This is a genomic window from Pseudomonas sp. URMO17WK12:I6 (assembly GCF_003253625.1).
Classification (GTDB): Bacteria; Pseudomonadota; Gammaproteobacteria; order Pseudomonadales; family Pseudomonadaceae; genus Aquipseudomonas.
Genome location: NZ_QKYZ01000011.1, coordinates 107,180 through 129,268 on the forward strand (window position 1 = coordinate 107,180; position 22,089 = coordinate 129,268).

The following is a 22,089-nucleotide window of genomic DNA, read 5'->3' on the forward strand; positions in this document are numbered from 1 at the left end:
TAACGCCAAAGAGGCGTTGGGCAAAAGGTTAATCCGCTGGAAACGGATTCAGTCGTACGTTGCGTTATGTATTCGAGACGGCCGACTGACGCCCAAACACGAGGCAGAGGAAGCCGTGCATGGCAATCACGCAAAACAACCGTTTGGTGCAGGTCAACTGCCCCCTCGGCGGCGATGTCCTGCTGCTGCGGAGCATGGAAGGCAACGAAGAATTGGGGCGGTTGTTCCACTACGAATTGAACCTCACCTCCGAAGACCGGGCGATCACGTTCGACCATTTGCTGGGCAAGCCGATGGGCCTGACCCTGGAACTGCACGACGGCGGCAAACGCTACTTCCACGGCATTGCCTGCAGCTGTCGACAACTGACCGGCCATGGCCAGTTCGCCGGCTACCACGTCAGCCTGCGGCCCTGGTTCTGGCTGCTCACGCGCACCTCGGATTGCCGGATTTTCCAGAACAATACGGTGCCGGACATCATCAAGCAGGTGTTCCGCGACCTCGGTTTTTCCGATTTCGAAGACAGCCTGAGCGGCAGCTACCGCCAGTGGGAATATTGCGTGCAGTACCGCGAAACCAGCTTCGATTTCGTCAGCCGCTTGATGGAACAGGAAGGGATCTATTACTACTTCCGCCATGAGCAAGCGCGTCATGTACTGGTGTTGGCCGACGCCTATGGCGCCCACTCCACGGTGGCAGATTACGACTCAGTGCCGTTCTACCCACCCGATCGGCAAATGCGCGAGCGCGATCATTTCTACGATTGGCAACTGACGCGGGAAGTCCAACCCGGTTCGCTGGAGCTCAACGATTACGACTTCCAGCGCCCCCGCGCCAACCTTGAGGTGCGCTCCAGTGTGTCGCGCAGCCACAGCAACGGCGACTACCCGCTCTACGACTACCCCGGTGAATACGCACAGAGCAACGACGGCGAGCACTATGCGCGTACCCGCATCGAAGCCATCCACAGCCAGTTCGAGCGCGTACAACTGCGCGGCCGTGCCCGCGGACTGGGCTCCGGCCACCTGTTCTCGCTGACCGGCTATGAGCGCGAAGACCAGAACCGCGAATACCTGGTGGTCAGCGCGCGCTACCACATCCACCAGGAGCCCTATGAAAGTGGCACCCAGGATCTCTCCGAGCAGTTCGTGGGCGAACTCGCTTGCATGGATGCCAGCCAGGTTTTCCACCCCCTCCCCCTGACCCCCATGCCGATTGTCCGAGGGCCACAGACCGCGGTGGTGGTCGGCCCCAATGGCGAGGAGATTTGGACCGACCAGTATGGCCGGGTCAAAGTGCACTTCTACTGGGATCGCCACGACCAATCCAACGAGAACAGCTCCTGCTGGATGCGCGTCTCCCAGGCCTGGGCCGGCAAGAACTGGGGGGCGATGCAGATCCCGCGAATCGGTCAGGAAGTGATTGTCAGTTTTCTCGAAGGCGACCCGGATCGGCCGATCATCACCGGCCGCGTCTACAACGCCGAACAGACCGTGCCCTACACGCTGCCGGCCAATGCCACCCAGAGCGGCGTGAAGAGCCGTTCAAGCAAGGGCGGCTCACCGGCCAACTTCAATGAAATCCGCATGGAAGACAAGAAAGGCGCGGAGCAACTGTTTATCCACGCCGAGAAGAACCAGGACATCGAGGTCGAGAACGACGAGACCCACTGGGTCGGCCACGACCGCAGCAAGAGCATCGACAACGACGAAACCGTGCACGTCAAACACGACCGCACCGAAACCGTCGATAACAACGAGACCATCACCATTGGCGTCAACCGTACGGAACGCGTCGGCAGCAACGAGACCATCAACATTGGCAGCAACCGCACGATCAGCGTCGGCGCCAACGAAACCGCGACCGTGACCCTGCAGCGCACCCATGCGGTAGGTATCAACGAGACGATCGCCATCGGCGCAGCGCAGGAAGTTGTCATCGGTGCCTTTCAAACGGTGAATGTCGGGGCCTACCAAAACGTCAATGTGGGCCTCTACCAGTCGACCAATGTGGGCGCCAACCGCTCGGTGGACGTGGGTGCCAATCTTTCAACCACGGTAAAGGCAAACGAATCGCGCAAGGTCGGTGCAGGACGCACGACCGATATCGACAACAACGATGCGCTGACGGTGGGCAAGGACCTTGTCATCGATGCCGGTGACTCGGTGACCATCACCACCGGCAAAGCCAGCATCGTCATGAAGAAGGACGGCACCATCAGCATCCGCGGCAAGGACATCACCATAGACGGCTCTGGCGCGATCAACATCAAGGCCAACAAGAACGTGGTGATCAAGGGACGCAAGATCCTGCAAAACTAGGAGTCACGCGTATGACGGTTCAATACCCACTACCCACCCAGGCCCGCATCGATGGCGTGGTCATCGGCGTCCTGCTCGACCTGCCGCAAGCCAGTGCGCCCCTGGTGACCTACCCCGGTTGCCCCGAGGAACAGAGCATCGCCGCCCGCAGCACCACCCTGCTCGCCCCTGCAGACATCGGCACCCAGGTGGCGCTGATGTTCGAAGATGGCGACCCTTTCCGCCCGCTAGTGATCGGCCGCCTGCTTGGCCAGGCCGCGGCGCCCGCACCGGTTGCCTGCGTGCAACTGGACGACCAGCGCCTGGAATTGAGTGCCGAACGCGAGATCGTGCTGCGTTGCGGCAAGGCCAGTATCACCCTGACCCGCGCGGGCAAAGTGATTATCCAGGGCGCCTACCTGTCCAGCCGCTCCAGCGGGGTCAACCGCATCAAGGGTGGTTCGGTGCAGATCAACTAGACAGGTATTCGGCCCATGGAACTGCTCAACGCCAGCAAACTGCTTGCTGCCTATACCCAGGGCATGGAGCCCGATGGCCGCGAATCCCTGGTGGTGGTGGCCAAAGGCACTTTCAATCTGCCGCTGGACGGCCGCGCGGCGACCCTCGCCGACAGCCAGCAACCGCTGCTGATGGCCGATACCTTCCTCGGCGAGCCTGGTCTCAGCGCCCCGCTGCAGGAAATGGACTTCGCCCCGGTCAAGCCATTCTGCGATGTGCTGGTGCGCGGCAAGGCCTATACCCCAGGCGGGCGGCCCGTGAGGCAACTGGCTGCGGGCATTCGCGTCGGTCAGATGAGCAAAGCCTTTTCCGTCCTCGGCCCTCGGCAGTGGCAACCGGGGCTATTGGGCGTTTCTCCCGGCTTACCGCAACCCTTCACCGAGCAGCACATCTCTTATGCCCAGGCCTTTGGCGGCAGTCATCCGATGGCCAAAGACTCCGAAATGCGTCACTGCTACCTGGACAATCCGACCGGTTGTGGCTGGTTCCCACGCCGCATGGGTAGTGCTGACATCATTGGCATGCCGATGCCGAACACCGAGGAATTGGGCAAGGCGATCGACAGTCCCTCTGGCGACTACCGCCCGATGGCCCTCGGCCCCATCGGCCGCAGCTGGCCGCAACGGGCCCGCTTCGCCGGTACTTATGACGAGACCTGGTTGGCCGACTGCTTTCCGTTTCTGCCGGGTGATTTCGACCGCCGCTACTTTCAGGCGGCCCCTGACGATCAGCAGATCCAGTATCTGCGAGGCGGCGAGGACGTGCTGCTGCTCAACCTCACGCCCCAGGAGCGCGCGGGCTTTCGCATCCCCGAAATCGACGTGCCGGTGACCTTCTTCCTGAAAAAAGGCGGTCATGAGACTGTGCAGGCGGTGATCGATACCCTGCTGATCGACACCGATGCGCTCCAGGTGCAGCTGACCTGGCGTGTCGCCCGTCCGCTACGGCGCAACATGTTCGAGATCGCTCAGGTGCTGGTCGGCACGATGTCCACGGGCTGGTGGCGCGCCCGTGAACTGGGCAAGGATTACTACCCGTCGCTCTCCTCCCTGGTAAAAAACAAGCACGCACCCGAGGAGACGGACTGATGACCGCGCTTTGCATCATCGGCTCCGGCATGGTCAGTGCTGTCGGCCTCAGCGCACCCGCGAGCTGCGCGGCGATCCGCTGCGCCATCGACAATTTCCAGGAAACCCGCTTTATCGACCAAGGCGGCGAATGGCTGATTGCCGCCAGCGTGCCTTTGGAACAGCCCTGGCGCGGCCGCACCAAGCTGATCAAGATGGCCGCCCGGGCCATCGCCGAGGCGCTGCAAAGCACCCCCAACGTCGACCCGGAAAAGACCCCGCTGCTGCTGGGGGTGGCGGAAGTCGAGCGCCCCGGCCGCCTCGATGGTCTCGATAAGGGGCTGCTGCACGCCATCGAAGCCGAACTGGGCCTGCGCTTTCATCCCGGTTCCAACGTCATTGCCCGTGGTCGGGTCAGCGCTGCCGTGGCCCTGCTGAATGCACGCACGCTGATCTACCAGGGCGGCCATCGCCATGTGCTGATTGCCGGCGTCGACTCCTTCCTCAGCGGGCCGACGCTGGCCGCTTTCGAAGCACGCGAACGCCTGCTCACCAGCCAGAACTCCAACGGATTTATCCCCGGCGAAGGTGCCGCCGCCGTGGTGCTGGCCGCCCCTGTTGCCAGCAAAGAGCCGCAATTGGCCTGCATCGGCCTGGGGTTCGGTATGGAGAAGGCCACGGTGGAGGCCGAAGACATTCCCCTGCGCGCCGACGGCCTTACTCAAGCCGTACGCGCCGCCCTGAGCGAAGTCGGCTGTGGGTTGGAGCAAATGGATTATCGGCTCACCGACATCTCCGGCGAGCAGTACTACTTCAAGGAAGCGTCCCTGGCCCTGAGCCGCACCCTGCGCGTGCGCAAGGAGTTCTTCCACCTCTGGCACCCCGCCGACTGCATCGGCGAAGTCGGCGCCGCCATCGGCCCGGCGATGCTCGCCGTGGCCCTGGCCGCCAGCCGCAAGGGCTATGGCGAAGGCCCGAATATCTTCTGCCACTTGGGCAACGACGCCGGCGAACGCGCCGCCGCGATGCTCAGTTACCAGACTGTGAGGGCTGCGTGATGGCGAATGAGGTCTTTGCCAACAATATGGAGATCTCCTGCAAGGCGGCGGATGGCAAGTCGGTGGCCTGCTTTCCGGATGTCTGCTTCACCCCGCCCCAGGCGCCACCCACGCCAACAGGAGTGCCCATCCCCTATCCGAATACCGGTATGGCCAAGGACACGACCAAGGGCAGTCGTACGGTGAAGATCAGTGGTAAGGAAGTGATGCTCAAGAACAAGAGTTACTTCAAGACCAGCTATGGGGATGAAGCAGGCTGTGCGCCGAAGAAGGGTGTGATCACCAGCAAGATCAAAGGCAAGGTCTACTTCACTTCCTGGTCGATGGATGTGAAGTTCGAGGGGGAGAATGTGGTTCGACATATGGATATGACGACCCATAACCACGCTTCCGATCCGGGTAATACTGTACCTTGGACATACTTGGACCGCATGGCGCTCGGCATGAAGACGGGCCAGTGCAACAACGAGATCGACGCTGCAAAGAAGGCCTGCGGGGACGATCTGAACCGGAAGGCGACCTGCCCGCCTGAGGGCCAGCAGGTGGCCGATGAGCGCAAGAAATTTGACAGGGAGCGCAGGGGTGGGGCGAACAAACAGACGCTGGATAATATCCGTAAAGACATTAGGCAATTAGAAAGGCGGCTGGGCGGCGCCTCGCAGAGACCCTGCCAGCGGGCAATGCGTTGCTTTCTCACCCCCTACGACAGCGGCCATTGCTGTCCCGGCCAGACGCCCGACCACCTCATCGAAGTGAAATGCATCGTCGAGGCCGGAGCGGACCGTCAGAGTGGTGGAAAAAGACCGGGCTGGGACAATTACGACTCCAACAAGGCACCCTGTCTGTGCGCCGAAGGCGAAGCGGCCACGGTTAGCACTCACGGGGTGCTCTCGGCAAGACGCAAGGTGGCGATGAAGGCCCGTGGATCTAGCGAGATGAGCCTAGATGAAGCCGCAACCATAGGTGCGAAATCAGCCTCCACCACTTTCAAGGGCTGCTCGGAAGCATGCCTCAAGGCACAACTCATGGACTACCATCAGGAGGCGCGGACCGACCCGAACGCGACCTTACGCCCTTCCTCTTACGGGATGGGGAAAACAGGCAGGGCGAAGAAAGGCGTGCTGGCGCGGTCCACCGCGTTAATGAACGGTTAGATAGGGAGATCGCCCCCCATGCCATTACAGATTCCAAGACAGATTCCTGGCATGACGCTTGTCGATGCACGGCTCGTCGCGCCCGGCAGTGGCGCCTTGATCGTCTCCGTCGATGAGCTGTTTCAACAGGACGAACCCAATGCAGTGCTCAGCTGGCTGGAGGCCGGTAAGCTAACCTCCATTCCTGTCGAGTGGAACGCCTGTTCGGTCGATATCCGCCAGATCCGTCCCTATCCACAAGCCATCTATCTGGGAGAGGCTGGGCAGCTCGTTCGGTTCGACGGCCAGAGCTTCCATGAGCTTCCGTCCATCGAGGGGGTGGAGCCGCAGGGCCCGCTACGCTCAATCAGGACCATAGGCGCGGATTTTACACTGGTGGTGGGTACGGTCCTACAGGTGTACTGCAGCCGCGACTGGACCCTCTGGGAAGCGGAAACGATTCCCTTACTACCAGGCGAACAAGCCTTGGATCTGGCCGTGGAAGCGGTGGCGGCCTTTTCCAGCGATGAGCTGTATGCCGTCGGCTGGCAAGGATTGCTCTGCCGACGAACAGCAGCCGGCTGGGAACGCCTGGACGCCCCGACCAACCTGGACCTTTTCGATCTAGTCTGCGCCGAGGATGGCTCGGTATATGCTGTGGGCGACGAGGGCGTCATTCTCAAGGGACGCGGTGATGTCTGGACCCTGATCGAGCAGGACGAAACGTGCGAGAAGCTGTGGGGTGTCGCCTCTTTCGCCGGGCGCGTGTTCGTATCCGATATGCGTCGGCTCTATGAAATCGTCGGCAATGAACTGATTCCCCTCGCGCCACCCGATGATGAGGTATTCCCCTCCTCCACTTACCGCCTGAGAACCACTGAAGAGGGGCTCTGGTCGGTCGGAGGCAAGGAATTGTTCGAGTTCGACGGCCAGCGCTGGAAACCACTGCTGAGCTTCTTCGACCAGTGAAGGAGACTTAGGGGGGAGGGACTCCCACGGTAGGCGCTCGGCAATTTTCCGCTCCTCTTCCTAAACACCTAGTGGAAATTGGAAAGGTCGTTGAAACCTAGCAACAAGGTGGTTTCAGGCAGTGGCAGTTGCCGAGGTGCACGAGAGAGTCGCTTCGCTTTGCTTTTCCGCCTGTGTTAGACCTGAAGAGATCACGTTTCTGGTGAAATACGCCGACTCCGCTATCCCAGTTTAGCCATGAAGCAGATGACCTTCGTCGGTGCTGAGTGCGCCGCCAAGCGCAAGCAGACCCGCAAGGAGTTGTTCCTGATCGAGCCGCACTACTCGACAGGTGAAGGCGGTCATCCGGGTTATCCGCTGATGGCAATGTTGCACATGCATCTTGGGCGCAGGTTATATATCCAGATAACATTTAAACGCTTTCAATTTTAAAATACGCCACTCCATAACTGAGAAGTCCCTATTGAAAATAGTCTCCTTGGTGATCGATCAACACGCCGACGAAGCCGGTTTTCTCGTCGATCTTCGTGACCATGCCGTGTGTGCCCCGCACTACAGCCTGAACGACCTGCACACCCTTGAACGGCGTATCGAGGCCCATCTCGATGGCCTAAGGGTCGCCGGTTCAGCCGGTCTGGAGACTCTGCTGCAGTTCCGGCCGAATACCCGCGCAGAAGTCTTTGCCGCCGTCGTGCTAGCCTTCGAGTCCGGCAATAGCGTCGCACTCTACAAGCTCAGTGTACATCTGCACGAATACCCCGAAGCCGAGCGCTTTTTCTCGGCCGCACTCGGTTGGCTGGAGTGGGAACTGATCTCGCCCTGGATCGACCGCATGCTCGCCTCCCCTGAACCCCTGTTCCACCGCCTCGGCCTGGCCGCCTGCGGCATGCACCGCTACGACCCTGGCCCTGCCCTGCTTACCGGACTTTCCCACGCCGACCCAAGCGTGCTGGCACGTGCCGCCCGCACTGCCGGCGAGCTGCGTCGTCGTGACCTGATGCCGACAATTCGTGCCCACCGTCTACACCCGGATCCAGCCACGCGCTTCTGGGCCAATTGGGCCACCGCACAGATGGGCGATGAGCACGCCCTGGAACCGCTGCGCCAGTTCGCCGAGCAACCGGGCGAGTTCCAGTACCGCGCGCTCTGCGTATTGCTGGCCTGGCAAAAGCGTGAAAACAGCATCGCCTGGATACGCCAATTGATAGAGAACCCTGAGCAACAGCGCATCGGCATCCAGGCCATCGGGCTGCTGGGCGATCCGTTCAGTGTGCCCTGGTTGATCCAGCAGATGAGCGACCTGTCTCATGCCCGCGTCGCCGGCGAAGCCTTCAGTCTGATCACTGGCGCTGACCTGGGGCTGCTCGACCTGGAATTGCAGGACATGCCGGATTTCGATGCCGGCCCGAACGACGATCCTGAGGACGCTAATGTCGCCATGGACCCCGATGAAAACCTGCCCTGGCCCGACCCGCAATTGATTGCCGCCTGGTGGCGGGCCCATGGAGGCGATTTCCAGGCGGGCATGGGCTATGTGCTGGGGCTACAGCAGAGCGAGAGCAGTTACCGGCGCGCCCTTGTCCAGGGCCAGCAACGCCAGCGTATTGCGGCCGCCTTCGGCGTTGCTCGCTGGCGACCAAACGAAGTGCTGTTCCCCACCAGCGCACCCGCCTGGCGGCAAAAGATGTTGTTGGGGGAGCCGGCGTCGCCCGTTCGGCCCCTCTGAGATTTTGCCAAAATAGAATGCAGCCCCTAAGCCAGACAGTTTGGAAATACTTAAATGGTTGGGCCTTTTCGTGCTGGCATTCATTCCGCAGTTTGTCGACCCGCACCGCGGCTCAGTGAGTATCCAGATGCTCGTGTACGGCGTTTGGTTTGCTGTACTTACGGCAGCTGGATTCGCGCTCATGGACGCTTTCGCCACTACACTTTCCGGTTTTCTACGCCATCGGCCACGACTTGTGAATGGTCTGAACGTGGGGGCAGGACTGACGTTTGTGGCATCGGGGGTATCGATCGCGGCGCTCAGCCAAAAATAGAGCAAGGGACTCGCCCCGCCGAGCACCCTACGCGCGCCCACCTCGTATGGCTTTAATCACCCACGCCGATCGGTCGTGGCGTTTCATAATTCTTAAGGTTTGATTAAGGACTTTAAAGGTCGCCGGCGGACAGACTTTCCCTAACGATCAGGAGAGCCGCCATGAACCCGCAATCGGTGAATTCAGACCATCCATGTGAACTTGCGAGACCGCTGGGCGCCCTGTCCAGCTGGCAAGAGCGCCGCGCCAAGGAACTGATGCTGCGTGATATGGGCAGTTGCGTTCGCATCAGCGAGATTGCCGAACACTGCAACCTTTCGCGCAGCCATTTTTCCCGGGCGTTCAAAAAAAGTACCGGACACTCACCCCAAGGTTGGCTGGTGAGGATGAAAATCGAAAAAGCCAAAAGCCTGCTGATCACCTCGATGCCGATCACCGACGTCGTCTATGAATGCGGTTTCGCGGACCACTCGCATTTCACCCACACCTTTAGCCGGCTGGAAGGGATGACACCCAAGGCCTGGCGGCGGGCCGTTGATCACGTGATCACAAACCGACGTCCCAACACACCAATGATTGATCGAGACATATCCGACAGGAGAATCCCCGATAGCGTGGTCGACGGCTTGCGACAACTTCGCGCGCAGGCGCTGCACGCGTGAACTGATCGAGGCCAACAGAACGAACTCCTCCCCTTTGGCCGCTCATGCGGCCTTTTTTTATCCGACGCTGGCCGCCGCGATCGGCAGATTGAAACAGATCCTGGCGCCCTGCTCGCTGTCCTGGACCACCAGCGTCCCGCCGTGCGCACCGATCACTGACCTGCAGATGGCCAGCCCCATCCCCATGCCGCTGCCTTTGGTGGTGTAGAACGCATCGAAGATTTGCTCGCGCTGTGGTGCGTCAATTCCCGGCCCATTGTCCTGGAAGCAGACTTGAACATGATCGTCCTTGACCGCTGAGCCGATGATGATGCGTCCATCTGGCAACCCGGCTCCGGCGATGGCTTCCTGCGCATTGGTGATCAGGTTGAACACCACTTGCTGGATCTGCACCGCATCGACCCAAACCGGGCATTGCGCATCAAGCCGGGTTTGCAGTTGCACGTTGCGGTTCGCCAGATCGGTGGCGGTCAGGCGCACGACCTCACCGATCAACTCGTCGATCTGCACCGGTAGCCGTTGCAACGGCGCCTGTTTGGCGAGCGCGCGAAGTGCCTGGACAATATCGGCGGCGCGGGCGCTGTCTGAGCGAATGTCTTCCAACCCCTGAATCGCCTCTTCCAGATCGGGCTGATCGCGCTTAAGCCAGCGCAGGCTCGCCGAGGCGTTAGACAAGATGCCCAGCAGCGGCTGGCTGATTTCATGGGCAATCGAAGCAGACAACTCGCCCATGACTTTAAGGTGCGAGCTACGCGCCAGTTCTGCCCGGGAACTGCGCAAGTCCGCTTCCATTTGCGCACGCAGTCGGGTGTCTTCGACCAGCTGCGCATACAGCCTGGCGGTATGCAGTGACACGGCGGCCTGGGAGGCGAGTATTTCCAGCATGGTCAGGCGCTCGGCGCTGAACAGCTTGGGGACCAGGCTGTTTTCGAGATAGACCAGACCGATCAATGTGCCTTGTCTGAGCAACGGCAGGCACAACATGGAACGCGTCTGGCGCTGTAGGAGGTCGGCGCTGTAGGCCTCGGGACAATCTGCCCGGGCATCGTCGAGCACCAGAGTGTTGCGGGTGCGCTTGCTGGCGTTGAGCACCGAGGCAGGCGCCATCTGTTCGAGCGGCTGCCCGGTGTCCAGCGCGACCCGCACGTTGCCGGCCTCGACAGAAGCGGTTGCCGCGAGTTGCAGCTCGGCGCCGCTGACAATCATCAGAACGCCATGATCGGCACCCGCCTGAATCATCAGGTGGTTCATCAGGGTTTCGACCAGTCGTTCCAGCAATACCTCTTGCGAAAGTGCGCGCGCCGCCTCGATTCCCACTTCAAGATCGAGGCGGACCTGGGTCACAGGCCGGACAGGTTCGAACGACGACTCTGCGCTCAGAAACGGGTGCAAGGCTTCCAGCTGGCGGGCCTTGCTGTTGGCCCCCCAGAGGTTGTAACAGTCGCGCGCGACGCGCAGGTGGTGATTGGCACCCGACACCAGCCCGTTAGGTAAGCAGATATCGGCTAGCTGTTCATGCGCCAGCGCCTGCTCGTGGATGAAACCGGCCGCTGCAGCAGCGATCTGGGACTGATCAAAACAGCGGATGGCAACCAGCTCCTGACCGCGTAAACGGGCGATGACCCCTTCGATCAGCAGCAATTTGTTGCGAAAGGTTGCCGGGTTGAGCTCGACCCATGACAGAAACCGCAGACGTTGCCGTTCGAGTTGTTCCAGTTTATCGGCCACCTCCCCCGGTGCCTGCGCACTGCCCAGCGCCAGGCTGTAGAACAGGTAGTAATCGGCGAGATTGATGTGCGCCGGAATGGACCAGGTCAGCGCGGCCGCCTCTTCGAAACGCCGCAATGCGTAAGGGATATCGCCGTAGTAAAACGCGGACATGCCTGAATACAGCCACGTCCAGAACAGAGTCGGCTGTGACACGCTGGTGCGGTCGATGGGGCCGAAACGGTCATGTTCAGTGCCGTCCAGTTCGGTCAGCGGCCGGTGCTGACGCCCATCGCGCAGATCGCTGGCGTACGCCTGTTGCGCCAGCAGGATGCGTTCGATGTCGATATAGTGAAACTGACGCACCCAGGCCAGGCCATGCTCCAGTTCGCTCAACACTCGTTGTAAGGGTTCGCCCATGAACAACAGATCGGAGCCGATGTGGTTGCAGGCATAACAGGACATACCCAGGTCACCGCCGGCCTGACCGCACTCGAATGCTGCGAACGCCTTCTGTCGGGCGTACGCCATCGGTCGGGTCCACGGGCTGACTTGATCAAGCGCCACCAGCGTACCTGTGCGTCCGGCTTCGTAGCCGTGTTTGTCAGTGAGTTCAAGGGCCACTTCAGCGAAGGACTGCCCGTCCACATACTCGCCATAGCGCTCGGCAATCATCACGCCAAACCAGGCAAACCCATAACCGCTGCTCGGCGTGGTGCCATGCATCAACGTAAGTTCGACCATTTTCGCCAAATGCAGAAAACGAATGTCGTCGTTGACGAAGAACGAGGAAATCAACGTGCTGAGCAACTCCATGGCCACTTCGACAAGCGGGTCTTCGGCCTTGGGCAAATGCACCAGATCGGCGATGCGGCGCGCGCCCACGAGTGCGCGTACCTGGGCAAACACGAGGTTCAGCTGATCGTGCGAGGGCTTGCGCTGCAGGGGAATATCCAGCAGGGCCAACCCGGTCAACGCCTCGGTTATCGCACCCTCGTAATCGGAGTGCAACGTGCGCAAGGTGGCCCGTAACCGATAGGTTTTCGCGCGGTCGAGCGCTGTGGTGGCGTGATTCAGGCAGTCGTCGAGGCGGTGTTGGGCGCTGGCCAGATCGGCCAGCAGCATGTCACATTCGGCAGTCAGCCATTGGGTGGCAAACGCCTGAGTGTAAAGGCTCGACCAACCGGTCTGCCCGAGCAGACGCTCGGCCGTGCGCAGATAGCCCACGGCCTGCTCGACAGCCGCGGTGTCCCTGGCACGTTCGGCAGCTTCGACCAACAGCTCGACGAACGCGGCACGGCGATGCGCCTCCAGTTTATCCACGTCAATACGCTGAACCTGGCTGGCGACTTCAAATACACGCTCATGGATCTGCTCACCCCACTGATCAAGCATGGCGACGGCGATACGGGCATGCTCGGCGGCGCGTCCCGCTGGCGCAGCAAGCCGACAGGCTGCCTCAAGTACACGGTCGTGGGGAAACACCAGTTGCTCGCGCTCACGCAACAGAAAACCGGCATCGACCAGACTTTGCACTTCACGGTTGATCTGTTGCTGATCACACGGTAACAACCGGTGCAGCAGCGATTCATCACAGCGCCCGCCGACATATCCGGCCGTGCGCAACACTTCGCGTTCCATCGGTGCCAGCCGTTCGAATCGCTGCACCATCAAGTCCGCGACGTTATCGGCATAACGGTAACCATCCACCTCCTCCTGGTTCCAGACCCAGCGGCGACCGTGCACGTCGAAGCACACCAGACGTTCATCGATCAACGCGCGCAACACCTGGCTGATGAAAAGAGGGTTGCCGGCCGTCTTGTAGTGCACGACTGGTGCGAGCGACTCGATAGCCTCGGGGTCGGTGTCCAGTTCAGCGGCGATCAGTTCCGCGACTGCTGGCACCGATAGTGGACCCAGCATGACGCTTGTACAGGGTAACGATTGCCCATGCTCCAACACCTGCAGCAATCCACCCTCACGCTGGAGGGACTGCGATTCGGCCTCACGGTACGCCAGAATGAGCGCCAGATGCCGGGGCGGCCGGGCGATGAAGGCTTGCAAGAACGACAGCGTCGAGTCGTCGGCCCACTGCACATCATCTACGAATAGCACCAGGGGTCGTCCCGGCTGAGCGAAGACTTCCAAAACATCGAGCAGCGTTTGATTGGCGCGATCAAGCGCATGCCGGGCCGGCATGTTCGGCAGTTCAGGCGCGACACCGATGACCAGCTCGGCCTCGGGCGCCAGCTCCGCCAGGAGTTTACCCCGTCCCTTGAGGCGTTCGATCAGTTGCTCGCCCAGCGTCTCCAGTTCCAGAGCCGGCTTGCCCAGCAGTTGGGTCATCAGCGACTTGAGGATCTCTGCCAATGGCGCAAAGGGAATTTCCTGCTGCAGCAGATTGCTCTTTCCGCTGGCCCAGTAGCCGGGCGCCAAGGGCCGGACACCCTGGTGGATCAGCGTCGACTTGCCGGCACCCGGCGCGCCACCGACCAGCAGGACCCGGGCGATGCCATCGCTGCGCACCTGACTTATCTGCTCGATCAACTGCATGCGTTCGGCCTCGCGGCCGAACAGAACATCACCGCGGGCCGCAGAAGGCAACGCATCGAAGGCGCCCAGCCGAAACCCATCGATGCGCTCGTGCTCCAGCCACTGCTGTTGGCACCAGGCCAGATCCGCGGCCATCGACTCTGCGCGCTGATAGCGGGCACCCGGTTCCTTCGCCAAGCCTTTGAGCAGCACTTGGCAGATGCCTTCCGGCAGATCGGCAACATGGATTGCCGGTGATTGCGGTTGCACGGCGGCGTGCACGTGCAGCCATTGCGAGGGGTCGCGGGCGGTGAGCGGCAGTCGGCCGGTCAGCGCTTGATAGAGGATTACGGTCAGGGCGTAGATATCGCTGCGCGCGTCAAAACTGGCGGCATCGCGCCGTACCTGTTCGGGCGCCAGGTACGGCCATTGTTCCAGACCGGGCAACTCAGCGGTGGGCGCCTCTGCGGCATGACTGTGAAAACCCAGGAGTCTGACCGAATCGGCGGTTTCCACCATCAAGTGGTGGGGCAGCAGGCTGGCATGGCGCACACCCGCGTTCTGCGCGCTGGCCAGCGCGTTGGCCGCCGCCACGGCAATGGCCAACAAGCGCCCCAGCGGCAGCCCGGCGTCACCGATCAGATCCATCAGCGGCGTCCCCGACGCGGGATAGATCAACAAGGGCCCCTCGGCCGAGCGGATAAACGCGACAGGTGCAATCGCCCATGCCGGATCCAGGCGCAGATGAAAATCGCGCTCCAGCCGCTGGCACGTGGCGGGCAGCTGAATCGGTGCCCGGGCGGCAAGCCAGTGTGTGCCCGACGGCCGGTCCTGAAGCGTGAACCAGGTCAGGTCATTTTCCCGGCGCAGCATGGAGAAGGTGCAGCGTTCCAGCCAGGCTTCATCGTGGACGACCTCAAGACTGCGGGAACCGGATGATGAGAGAGGACGGCTGGACATGAACAATCACCGCTGAAGATTCGTTTCGGGCTGAGCCCTGGAGTATACGCAAGGCTCTGGCCCAACGGCTGCATGCCGGTAATCCTGTCCGTAATCGGCACCATGATGGCTGTCTTGCTGCCCCGTTGCCGATGGTTTTTGCGCACTGAAATCACGGTGTGTTATCCCTCGGGATAATTGCATTATGCGGGGCCGTCCCCTAGCGTGTACCTCTGATGAATCGATGCTCCGGCGTCACTCTCCATCCACGCAGTGCAGAGGAACGCATGATCCGACTCGGCCAAGCCACTATTTCCCTGGAGCGGCGCGAAGCCTTTCTTGATGGACGGCCGCTGCGTGTCGGGGGCCGGGCGTTCGAAATCCTCTCGGTGCTGATGCACGCCGATGGCCGGATTGTCAGCAAAGATGAATTGATCACACAGGTCTGGCCCGACACCGTCGTCGAGGAAAACAATCTGCAGGTGCAGATTTCCTCGCTGCGCAAGCTGCTCGGGGAAAAAGAACTTATCCAGACGGTCCCGCGCCGAGGTTACCGATTATTGAAAAAACGTGAACCGCCCCTGCCCCTGTTCCATCCGGTGGCACCGGGCCCTTTGGCGCCAGAGGATCAGGAGACGATCGATCCTGACAGCGTGCCGGTGTTCATCGTCGACGATGAAGCGAGCGTGCGTACAGCTCTCAGCCGACTGCTGCGGGCTGAAGGCATCGCGCACCGGATATTCGCCTCGGCCGAAGAATTGCTCAACGCTGACCTCGACACCGGCCCCGCTTGCCTGTTGCTTGACGTCAGTCTGCCCGAAACGACAGGCCTGGAACTTCAATCGGCGCTCGGACAGCGCGGGCATCCGTGGCCGGTCATTTTCATGACCGGTTTCGGCACCATCTCGATGTCGGTGCAGGCCATGAAAGCAGGTGCGGTCGAATTCCTGACCAAACCATTCAACGACGACCAGTTGTTGGACACCCTGCGCGCCACCCGTCAGCGTGCAGCGACGGCGTTCGAGCAATGGCAACGCATACAAAGCGCCCGTCAAAGGGCTGCCCTGTTGACCCCCCGTGAGCGCGAAGTGCTGCCGCTGATCGTCGCGGGTCTGTCCAACAAGCACATCGCCAACCAGCTGGGCACCAGTGAAGTCACCGCCAAGGTCCATCGCAAACACATCATGGAGAAAATGCAGACACGCTCGCTGGTCAATCTGGTCAAGCTGTATGGTTTGATCAGCACGGAGCCAGCGTTTGGCATGCAGGGTTCTTCATGACTACGGAGACTGGCTGCGCCCCCGAATCATCCCGTAGCGCCATGATCATCGTCTGCATCGTGGACGACGATGCGTCCGTACGCAAAAGCCTGGCCAATCTGCTCCGGTCGGCCGGATACCGTTCTCGGGTGTTCGCCTCGGGCGAGGAATTCCTGGCCCTCGAAAACTTCGATGACGTTGCCTGCCTGCTGTTGGATCTGAAAATGAACGGCCTGTCAGGGCTGGACGTCATGCGCGCGCTGACGCTCAAGGGCAGAAAGTTTCCAGTGATTTGCATGTCGGCACACTGGGATGAAGCCACACTGGCCGAATCCAGCCGCTATGAGCCCATCGAATGCTTGCGTAAACCCTTCAACGGCGATGCCTTGCTAAGCGCCGTCGAGTTTGCGCTGCAACGTGAGCGATGAACAATCACGTGTTGGACGGTGATTGCGGCGTATCAGGATTGAGTTGCTGACGCCTGAATTGCCCTGGAGGCTGGCCGTGGATCTGGCGGAAGCGTCGCGAAAAATAAGCCTCGTCAGCGAAACCGCACAACCTTGCCACCTCCCCCACTGGTCGTGTCCCATTGAGCAAATAATTGCGTGCCGCGTGCATCCTGCGCTCGAGCACCAGCTCAGTGAAGGTCTTGCCGATTTCCTTGCGCAACCAGTGCGTCAGGTATGTCGGTGACAGGTAAGTCGCAGCAGCCACCTTGATCAGGTTGAGGTCGGGATCGGCAATGTTCTTGCGCAAGTATTCGGACATCCTGCTCAGCGCATCGCGTCGGCTGACTTCGGCGGCATTCTCTTCGGCCAACCGTTTGAGCGGCTCGGCATACAAGGCACAAACGCTCCCCACCAGTTGCAGCAACAACCCCTTGAGCATCTCGCGAGTGCCGAACTGACGGTTTTCATCGAGCACGCGCATCTGTTCGATCAGGGCACAGACTTTGCTGAAATCTTCATCGGACAGAATGAAATCCAGATGCTCCTGAAAGCGGAACGGCGACAACTCGGGTGCCAGCAGAATCGAGACTTCCTCCAGGTCCATCGGGTCGCACTGCAAATGCGGCAACAGGAAGGTCTGGGAAAAGTTGATCACCATGAAATTGCTGTCGGCCGGATGCGGAATCACGTGCACGCGATGCGGCAGGATGAAGGCCAGCGTGTTGCGCGGAAACGGCCGCTCGACGTTGCCGATGTGCTGCACGGTATCGCCACCGAGGTTGACCTGGATCTGGAAATACTCATGGCGATGCGGGCTGGTTTCGGCGCGCCGGCCCTTTTTGTCGCGGATGTAAAAGTCCGTCAATTCGCTGCGTTGCTGCATGACGTAAGTGGGTACTCGACTCGGTGACGACATCGCCTGAGGATCCTCGACAGGTACATGGACAGGTTGTCGTCGCGCCGCGACGCAGGCGGCGACCGCAGTGATTGTGAAGGCAGACACCGCTGGCTTCAACATGTCATAGGATGACAATGAAACACAGAGAACTAATTGTATCCGTGTGTGATGTGTCGCCTGTCCAAAAAAATAAGAGCACACAAAAATATTTAATCCTTTAAAAACATCAACTTATTAAGTGAATAAAGCATAACGAAGGAAATGAGCCGATTTGATTTCTCTTGGACACCTGCATGAATAACCTTTTACAGGAGAAAAAACGATCTAACGCCTCCGTTGATTTTGAGAGGTTGTACGACCACTGTAATAACCAATGCAGCCCGACCCTTCCAAAAACAATCAAAAGGTGCGCTCGTGATGAACCTGCTTTTTTCCCTCGCCAACCCTCCCCCGACCGAGCCAGTCCGAAGGCGTATCTGAGCGCCTGACAGTAGCTGTCCGCGCCCTCATTCAAGTAGCGATTGCCCTGCCCCGGCACTGGGGGCATCGGCTTCGGCTGCGCGCGAACATCTCGATTCTCCTAACAATAAGAAGGTCTACCCATGTCGAATTCGCAAACCTCCCCGTCCACCGCGCCGTCGGTGAGCGCCGGCGCCCGGGACGCCCTGTTGCCTCAGCGACTACCGACGCGTCGGCGCTGGTTCATGCTGTCATTGCTGCTGATTGCGACCATCATCAACTACATCGACCGCGTAAATATCTCGATTGCCGCACCGTTCATGGCCAAGGACCTGGGCCTGGACAAGATCGAAATGGGCCTGATTTTTTCCGCGTTTGCCTGGACCTACGCACTCGCTCTGGTCCCCGCCGGGTTCATCGCCGATCGCTTCGGTTCCCGGTTCACCTACGGGGTGTCGCTGATCAGTTGGTCGACGGTCACCGTGTGCCAAGGCTTTGCCACTGGGTTCGCTTCGCTGTTCGGGCTGCGCCTGGCTGTCGGTGCCATGGAGGCTCCAGCGTTTCCGGCCAACAGCCGTGCGGTGACGGTATGGTTCCCGGCCCGTGAACGGGGCCTGGCCAGTAGCATTTACGTGTGCGGCCAGTATCTGGGCACGGCATTGTTTACCGGCATGCTGTTATGGCTGGCCACGACCTATGACTGGCGCCATGTTTTCTACAGCACCGGGATACTCGGCATTGTGTTTGGTGTGATCTGGCTCTACGTGTACCGCGATCCGCTGAGCTGCAAGAACGTCAGCCAGGAAGAACTGAAGTACATCGAAGCCGGCGGTGGACTGGTCAAGAGCAGTCAGGAGCGCACCCGGTTCAACTGGCGGCAGATCGCCGAGCTGTTCAGCTATCGGCAGATCTGGGCGATTTGCATCGGCAAGTTCGCCAGCACCTCGGCGTTGTACTTCTTCCTGACCTGGTTCCCGACGTACCTGATCGAAGAACGCAAGCTGACCATGATCAAGGCCGGGGTCTTCGCCGTGCTGCCGTTCGTAGGTGCAACGGTCGGCATTCTGCTGGCAGGCATCGTCTCCGACTTGCTGATCCGTCGTGGTTACTCAATGTCCTTCGCTCGCAAGTTGCCATTGGTGGTCGGCTCGATGCTGGGGATGTCGATTGTGCTGGTGAATTTCACCGACTCGAACGTGATCTGCATTGCCGTTCTGACCATGGCCTTCTTCGCCCAGGGAATTGCCTCCTCGTCGTGGGCGGCGGTGTCGGAAGTCGCGCCGAAGGAGTTGATCGGATTGACCGGGGGGGTCACCAGCCTGGCTGCCAACATCGGCGGGATCGTCACCCCGATTGTGATTGGCGGAATCGTCCACGCAACAGGCTCGTTTGCCTACGCCTTCTGGTTCATTGGCGGCGTGGCACTGATGGGCACCTTGTCCTATTCGTTGCTGCTCGGTCGCTTGTATCGCATCGAACTCAAGGCGCGCTGAGCCAAGAAACCGTTTTTCTCCAACACGAGGCGGCTTTCGTCCAACTTTGCAAAAGATTGCCGCCGTACGCTGACGCTTCAAACAGGACGACTACAAAAATGACGATGACCGAGTACGTGTTTACCCCGGACCTGCCCGTGACCTTGCCGGTTGCCGCCAGCCAGCAACGCTTTCCCGTTGGCCGAGTATTTTGCGTCGGCCGCAACTACCCTTGGCCAGACACCCAAGGCCAGTCCCGCCAGCCGCCGGTGTTCTTCATGAAACCGGCGAGCAACGTGGTGGACGCGACGGGCGAAGTGACTTTCCCGCCATTGACCGAAGAGTTTGTCCACGAAATCGAATTGGTCGTGGCTATCGGCGAAGGCGGCGCCAATATTCCGGAGAGTCAGGCGCTGGCCTATGTCTGGGGCTATGCCGCCGGTCTCGATCTGACCCGTCGTGATGTCCAGCGCGCGGCCAAAAGCAATGGTTTGCCGTGGGAAGGCGCCAAGGTGTTCGACGGCGCCGCGCCGATGACCGCCATCGTGCCGGTGACTCGCGCCGGACACCCGGACGGCGAATTGTGGCTGAACGTCAACGGCGAAGAGCGCCAACGCGACAGCCTCGACAGCCAGATCTGGTCGGTCAGTGAAATCATCAGCCGCATCTCGCAATCGGTAGCGCTCCGGGCCGGTGACTTGATCATGACCGGCAGCCCGGCGGGCGTTGATGCGCTGCAACCGGGCGACATCATCAATGCCGGGATCGACGGCATCGGCCAACTGGAAATGCGCGTCGGTCAGCGACCTTGAACCCGACGTACGCTCTCGTGAATTGAAAAAAGGAGATAACAACATGTCCAGTCCTTTGAAAGTGGCCCTGGTCACCGGCGCCGGCAGCGGAATCGGCCGCGCCGTGGCGCTGGCTCTGATGGCAGACGGATTCACCCTGGTGTTGGCCGGTCGCCGAGCGGAGCCTTTGCAGGCCTTGGTCGAATTGGCGCTCAGCGAAGGACACGAAGCGTTGGCGGTGCCCACTGATGTGCGCGACCCGGTCAGTGTCGATGCGCTGTTTGCCACCATCACCGAGGTATACGGACGCCTCGACGTGGTGTTCAACAACGCCGGGGTCAACGCCCCTGCAGTGCCGCTCGATGAGCTGACGTTCGAGCAGTGGCGAAACGTGATCGACACCAACCTCAACGGCGTTTTCCTCTGCGCCCGTGGTGCCTTCGCACTGATGCGCCGGCAACAGCCACAGGGCGGACGCATCATCAATAACGGCTCGATCTCGGCGCATACCCCACGCCCCTTCAGCAGCGCCTACACCGCCAGCAAACATGCGGTGCTGGGGCTGACCAAATCCCTGGCCCTGGACGGGCGTGAATTCAACATCGCCTGCAGCCAGATCGACATCGGCAACGCCTTGACCGAAATGTCGGTGCGCATGACCAAAGGCGTACGCCAGGCCAACGGCACCATCGCCGTGGAGCCGATGGTGGACGTCAAACATGTGGCCGATGCCGTGCGCTACATCGCCGACCTGCCGCTGGAAGCGAACGTCCTGAACATGACCGTCATGGCCAGTGCCATGCCGTTTGCCGGTCGCGGTTAAACCGGCCTTTTTTATTCCGCTACACGAGGTTTACATGAAGCCAGAAGTCTTGCAGCTCAGCCCGATCCTGATCCCTGAAATCAACGCGCGGCTCGATGAGCTGTTTACCGTCAGACGTTACTTCCAGCAGGCCGACAAGCAGGCTTATTTGCAGGAACACAGTGCGAACATTCGCGGGGTGATCACCGGCGGGCATACCGGAATCAGCCAGGCGCTGATGGCGCAACTACCGAAACTGGAAGTGGTGGCGGTCAATGGCGTCGGCACCGATGCGGTGGATCTGGCTTACGCCCGGGATCGCGGAATCCGCGTAACTGCAACCATCGGAGCGCTGACCGAAGACGTCGCCGACCTGGCCATCGGATTGTTGATTGCCGTGTGCCGGAGTCTGTGCACCAGTGATCGTTATGTGCGTTCGGGCCAATGGCCCCATAGCCCGACACCGTTGGCCCCGTTGCCGTTGGCGCGTCAGGTGTCGGGCATGCGCATCGGGATCGTCGGCATGGGCCGGGTCGGCCGTGCAGTAGCGACCCGGGCCGCAGCGTTTGGCTGCCCGATCAGTTACACCGATCTGCAGCCGATGAGCGACGTGAACCACACGTTCATCGCCGATCTGAAGCAGCTGGCCAGCAACAGTGATGCACTGATTCTCGCGGCCGCTGCCGACAAGGCTGAAGCCATCATCAATGCCGAGGTGCTGCAGGCACTGGGCAAGGACGGGTATCTGATCAACGTGGCGCGCGGCAAGTTGGTCAACGAGGTCGATCTGGTGACGGCGCTGGCCGCTGGCGAGATCGCGGGTGCGGCACTGGATGTGTTTGTCGATGAACCGAACGTCCCCGAGGCACTGTTTAGTAACGAGAACGTGGTGCTGCAGCCCCATCGCGCGAGTGCGACGCTGCAGACTCGCACGCGAATGGGAGAGATGGTGGTGGCGAGCCTGGTGGACAGTTTCGCCGGGAGAATACCGCAGGGGTCTGTGACTGACTGAACGTTGACCGCCGAGGAGACGT

16 protein-coding genes and 2 pseudogenes are annotated in these 22,089 nt (G+C 60.6%); 16 read left to right on the forward strand and 2 right to left on the reverse strand.

What is annotated here, in order from left to right:
• The first annotated feature begins 119 nt into the window (after nucleotides 1–119).
• From F475_RS20155 to F475_RS20200, 10 genes and pseudogenes are all read left to right on the forward strand, one after another.
• Nucleotides 120–2,321, forward strand: a complete 2,202-nt coding sequence (locus F475_RS20155; RefSeq protein WP_018927758.1) for a type VI secretion system Vgr family protein — start codon at nucleotides 120–122, stop codon at nucleotides 2,319–2,321.
• An 11-nt stretch (nucleotides 2,322–2,332) separates the two neighbouring features.
• Complete coding sequence (locus F475_RS20160; RefSeq protein ID WP_111454577.1) at nucleotides 2,333–2,779, forward strand: DUF6484 domain-containing protein; 447 nt, start codon at nucleotides 2,333–2,335, stop codon at nucleotides 2,777–2,779.
• 15 nt (nucleotides 2,780–2,794) lie between these two features.
• Nucleotides 2,795–3,907, forward strand: coding sequence for a DUF2169 domain-containing protein (locus tag F475_RS20165; protein ID WP_111454578.1), 1,113 nt, complete (start codon nucleotides 2,795–2,797; stop codon nucleotides 3,905–3,907).
• On the forward strand, nucleotides 3,904–4,944 hold the full coding sequence (locus F475_RS20170; RefSeq protein ID WP_111454579.1) for a hypothetical protein: 1,041 nt from the start codon (nucleotides 3,904–3,906) through the stop codon (nucleotides 4,942–4,944). The genes F475_RS20165 and F475_RS20170 overlap by 4 nt, the downstream gene beginning before the upstream one ends.
• Nucleotides 4,944–6,098: a PAAR-like domain-containing protein gene (locus F475_RS20175; RefSeq protein ID WP_086945744.1), complete on the forward strand. Its 1,155-nt coding sequence runs from the start codon at nucleotides 4,944–4,946 to the stop codon at nucleotides 6,096–6,098. The genes F475_RS20170 and F475_RS20175 overlap by 1 nt, the downstream gene beginning before the upstream one ends.
• Before the next feature lie 18 nt (nucleotides 6,099–6,116).
• Nucleotides 6,117–7,046, forward strand: a complete 930-nt coding sequence (locus F475_RS20180) for a hypothetical protein (RefSeq protein ID WP_064617155.1) — start codon at nucleotides 6,117–6,119, stop codon at nucleotides 7,044–7,046.
• 237 nt (nucleotides 7,047–7,283) lie between these two features.
• Nucleotides 7,284–7,430 (forward strand): annotated as a pseudogene (locus F475_RS20185) (IS5/IS1182 family transposase); the annotation flags it as partial.
• Nucleotides 7,431–7,509: 79 nt separating this feature from the next.
• Entirely contained in the window at nucleotides 7,510–8,772 is a 1,263-nt protein-coding gene (locus F475_RS20190) for a TIGR02270 family protein (protein ID WP_111454580.1), read from the forward strand.
• Between the two features lie 61 nt (nucleotides 8,773–8,833).
• Nucleotides 8,834–9,085 (forward strand): annotated as a pseudogene (locus tag F475_RS30785) (LysE family translocator); the annotation flags it as partial.
• Between the two features lie 161 nt (nucleotides 9,086–9,246).
• Nucleotides 9,247–9,747, forward strand: a complete 501-nt coding sequence (locus F475_RS20200) for a helix-turn-helix transcriptional regulator (protein WP_018927751.1) — start codon at nucleotides 9,247–9,249, stop codon at nucleotides 9,745–9,747.
• 57 nt (nucleotides 9,748–9,804) lie between these two features.
• Here the strand turns inward: F475_RS20200 and F475_RS20205 are convergent, their stop codons facing one another.
• A complete protein-coding gene (locus tag F475_RS20205) occupies nucleotides 9,805–14,859 on the reverse strand; it encodes an ATP-binding sensor histidine kinase (protein ID WP_111454581.1) in 5,055 nt (1,684 codons plus the stop codon).
• Between the two features lie 353 nt (nucleotides 14,860–15,212).
• On the opposite strand from F475_RS20205, the gene F475_RS20210 reads away from it, so the two are divergent.
• Both F475_RS20210 and F475_RS20215 read left to right on the forward strand, forming a co-directional pair.
• The gene (locus F475_RS20210; protein ID WP_018927749.1) at nucleotides 15,213–16,205 is read left to right on the forward strand and encodes a response regulator; all 993 of its coding nucleotides are present in this window, start codon (nucleotides 15,213–15,215) and stop codon (nucleotides 16,203–16,205) included.
• Nucleotides 16,206–16,246: 41 nt separating this feature from the next.
• On the forward strand, nucleotides 16,247–16,612 hold the full coding sequence (locus F475_RS20215) for a response regulator transcription factor (protein ID WP_019578533.1): 366 nt from the start codon (nucleotides 16,247–16,249) through the stop codon (nucleotides 16,610–16,612).
• A 4-nt stretch (nucleotides 16,613–16,616) separates the two neighbouring features.
• Here the strand turns inward: F475_RS20215 and F475_RS20220 are convergent, their stop codons facing one another.
• The gene (locus F475_RS20220) at nucleotides 16,617–17,549 is read right to left on the reverse strand and encodes an AraC family transcriptional regulator (protein WP_026286543.1); all 933 of its coding nucleotides are present in this window, start codon (nucleotides 17,547–17,549) and stop codon (nucleotides 16,617–16,619) included.
• A gap of 584 nt (nucleotides 17,550–18,133) precedes the next feature.
• Here F475_RS20220 and F475_RS20225 point away from each other — a divergent pair.
• From F475_RS20225 to F475_RS20240, 4 genes are all read left to right on the forward strand, one after another.
• On the forward strand, nucleotides 18,134–19,483 hold the full coding sequence (locus F475_RS20225; protein ID WP_019649133.1) for an MFS transporter: 1,350 nt from the start codon (nucleotides 18,134–18,136) through the stop codon (nucleotides 19,481–19,483).
• 98 nt (nucleotides 19,484–19,581) lie between these two features.
• Nucleotides 19,582–20,274, forward strand: coding sequence for a fumarylacetoacetate hydrolase family protein (locus F475_RS20230; RefSeq protein ID WP_111454582.1), 693 nt, complete (start codon nucleotides 19,582–19,584; stop codon nucleotides 20,272–20,274).
• 43 nt (nucleotides 20,275–20,317) lie between these two features.
• Complete coding sequence (locus F475_RS20235) at nucleotides 20,318–21,076, forward strand: SDR family oxidoreductase (protein WP_111454583.1); 759 nt, start codon at nucleotides 20,318–20,320, stop codon at nucleotides 21,074–21,076.
• Between the two features lie 34 nt (nucleotides 21,077–21,110).
• Entirely contained in the window at nucleotides 21,111–22,067 is a 957-nt protein-coding gene (locus F475_RS20240) for a 2-hydroxyacid dehydrogenase (protein WP_111454584.1), read from the forward strand.
• Nucleotides 22,068–22,089: the final 22 nt, after the last annotated feature.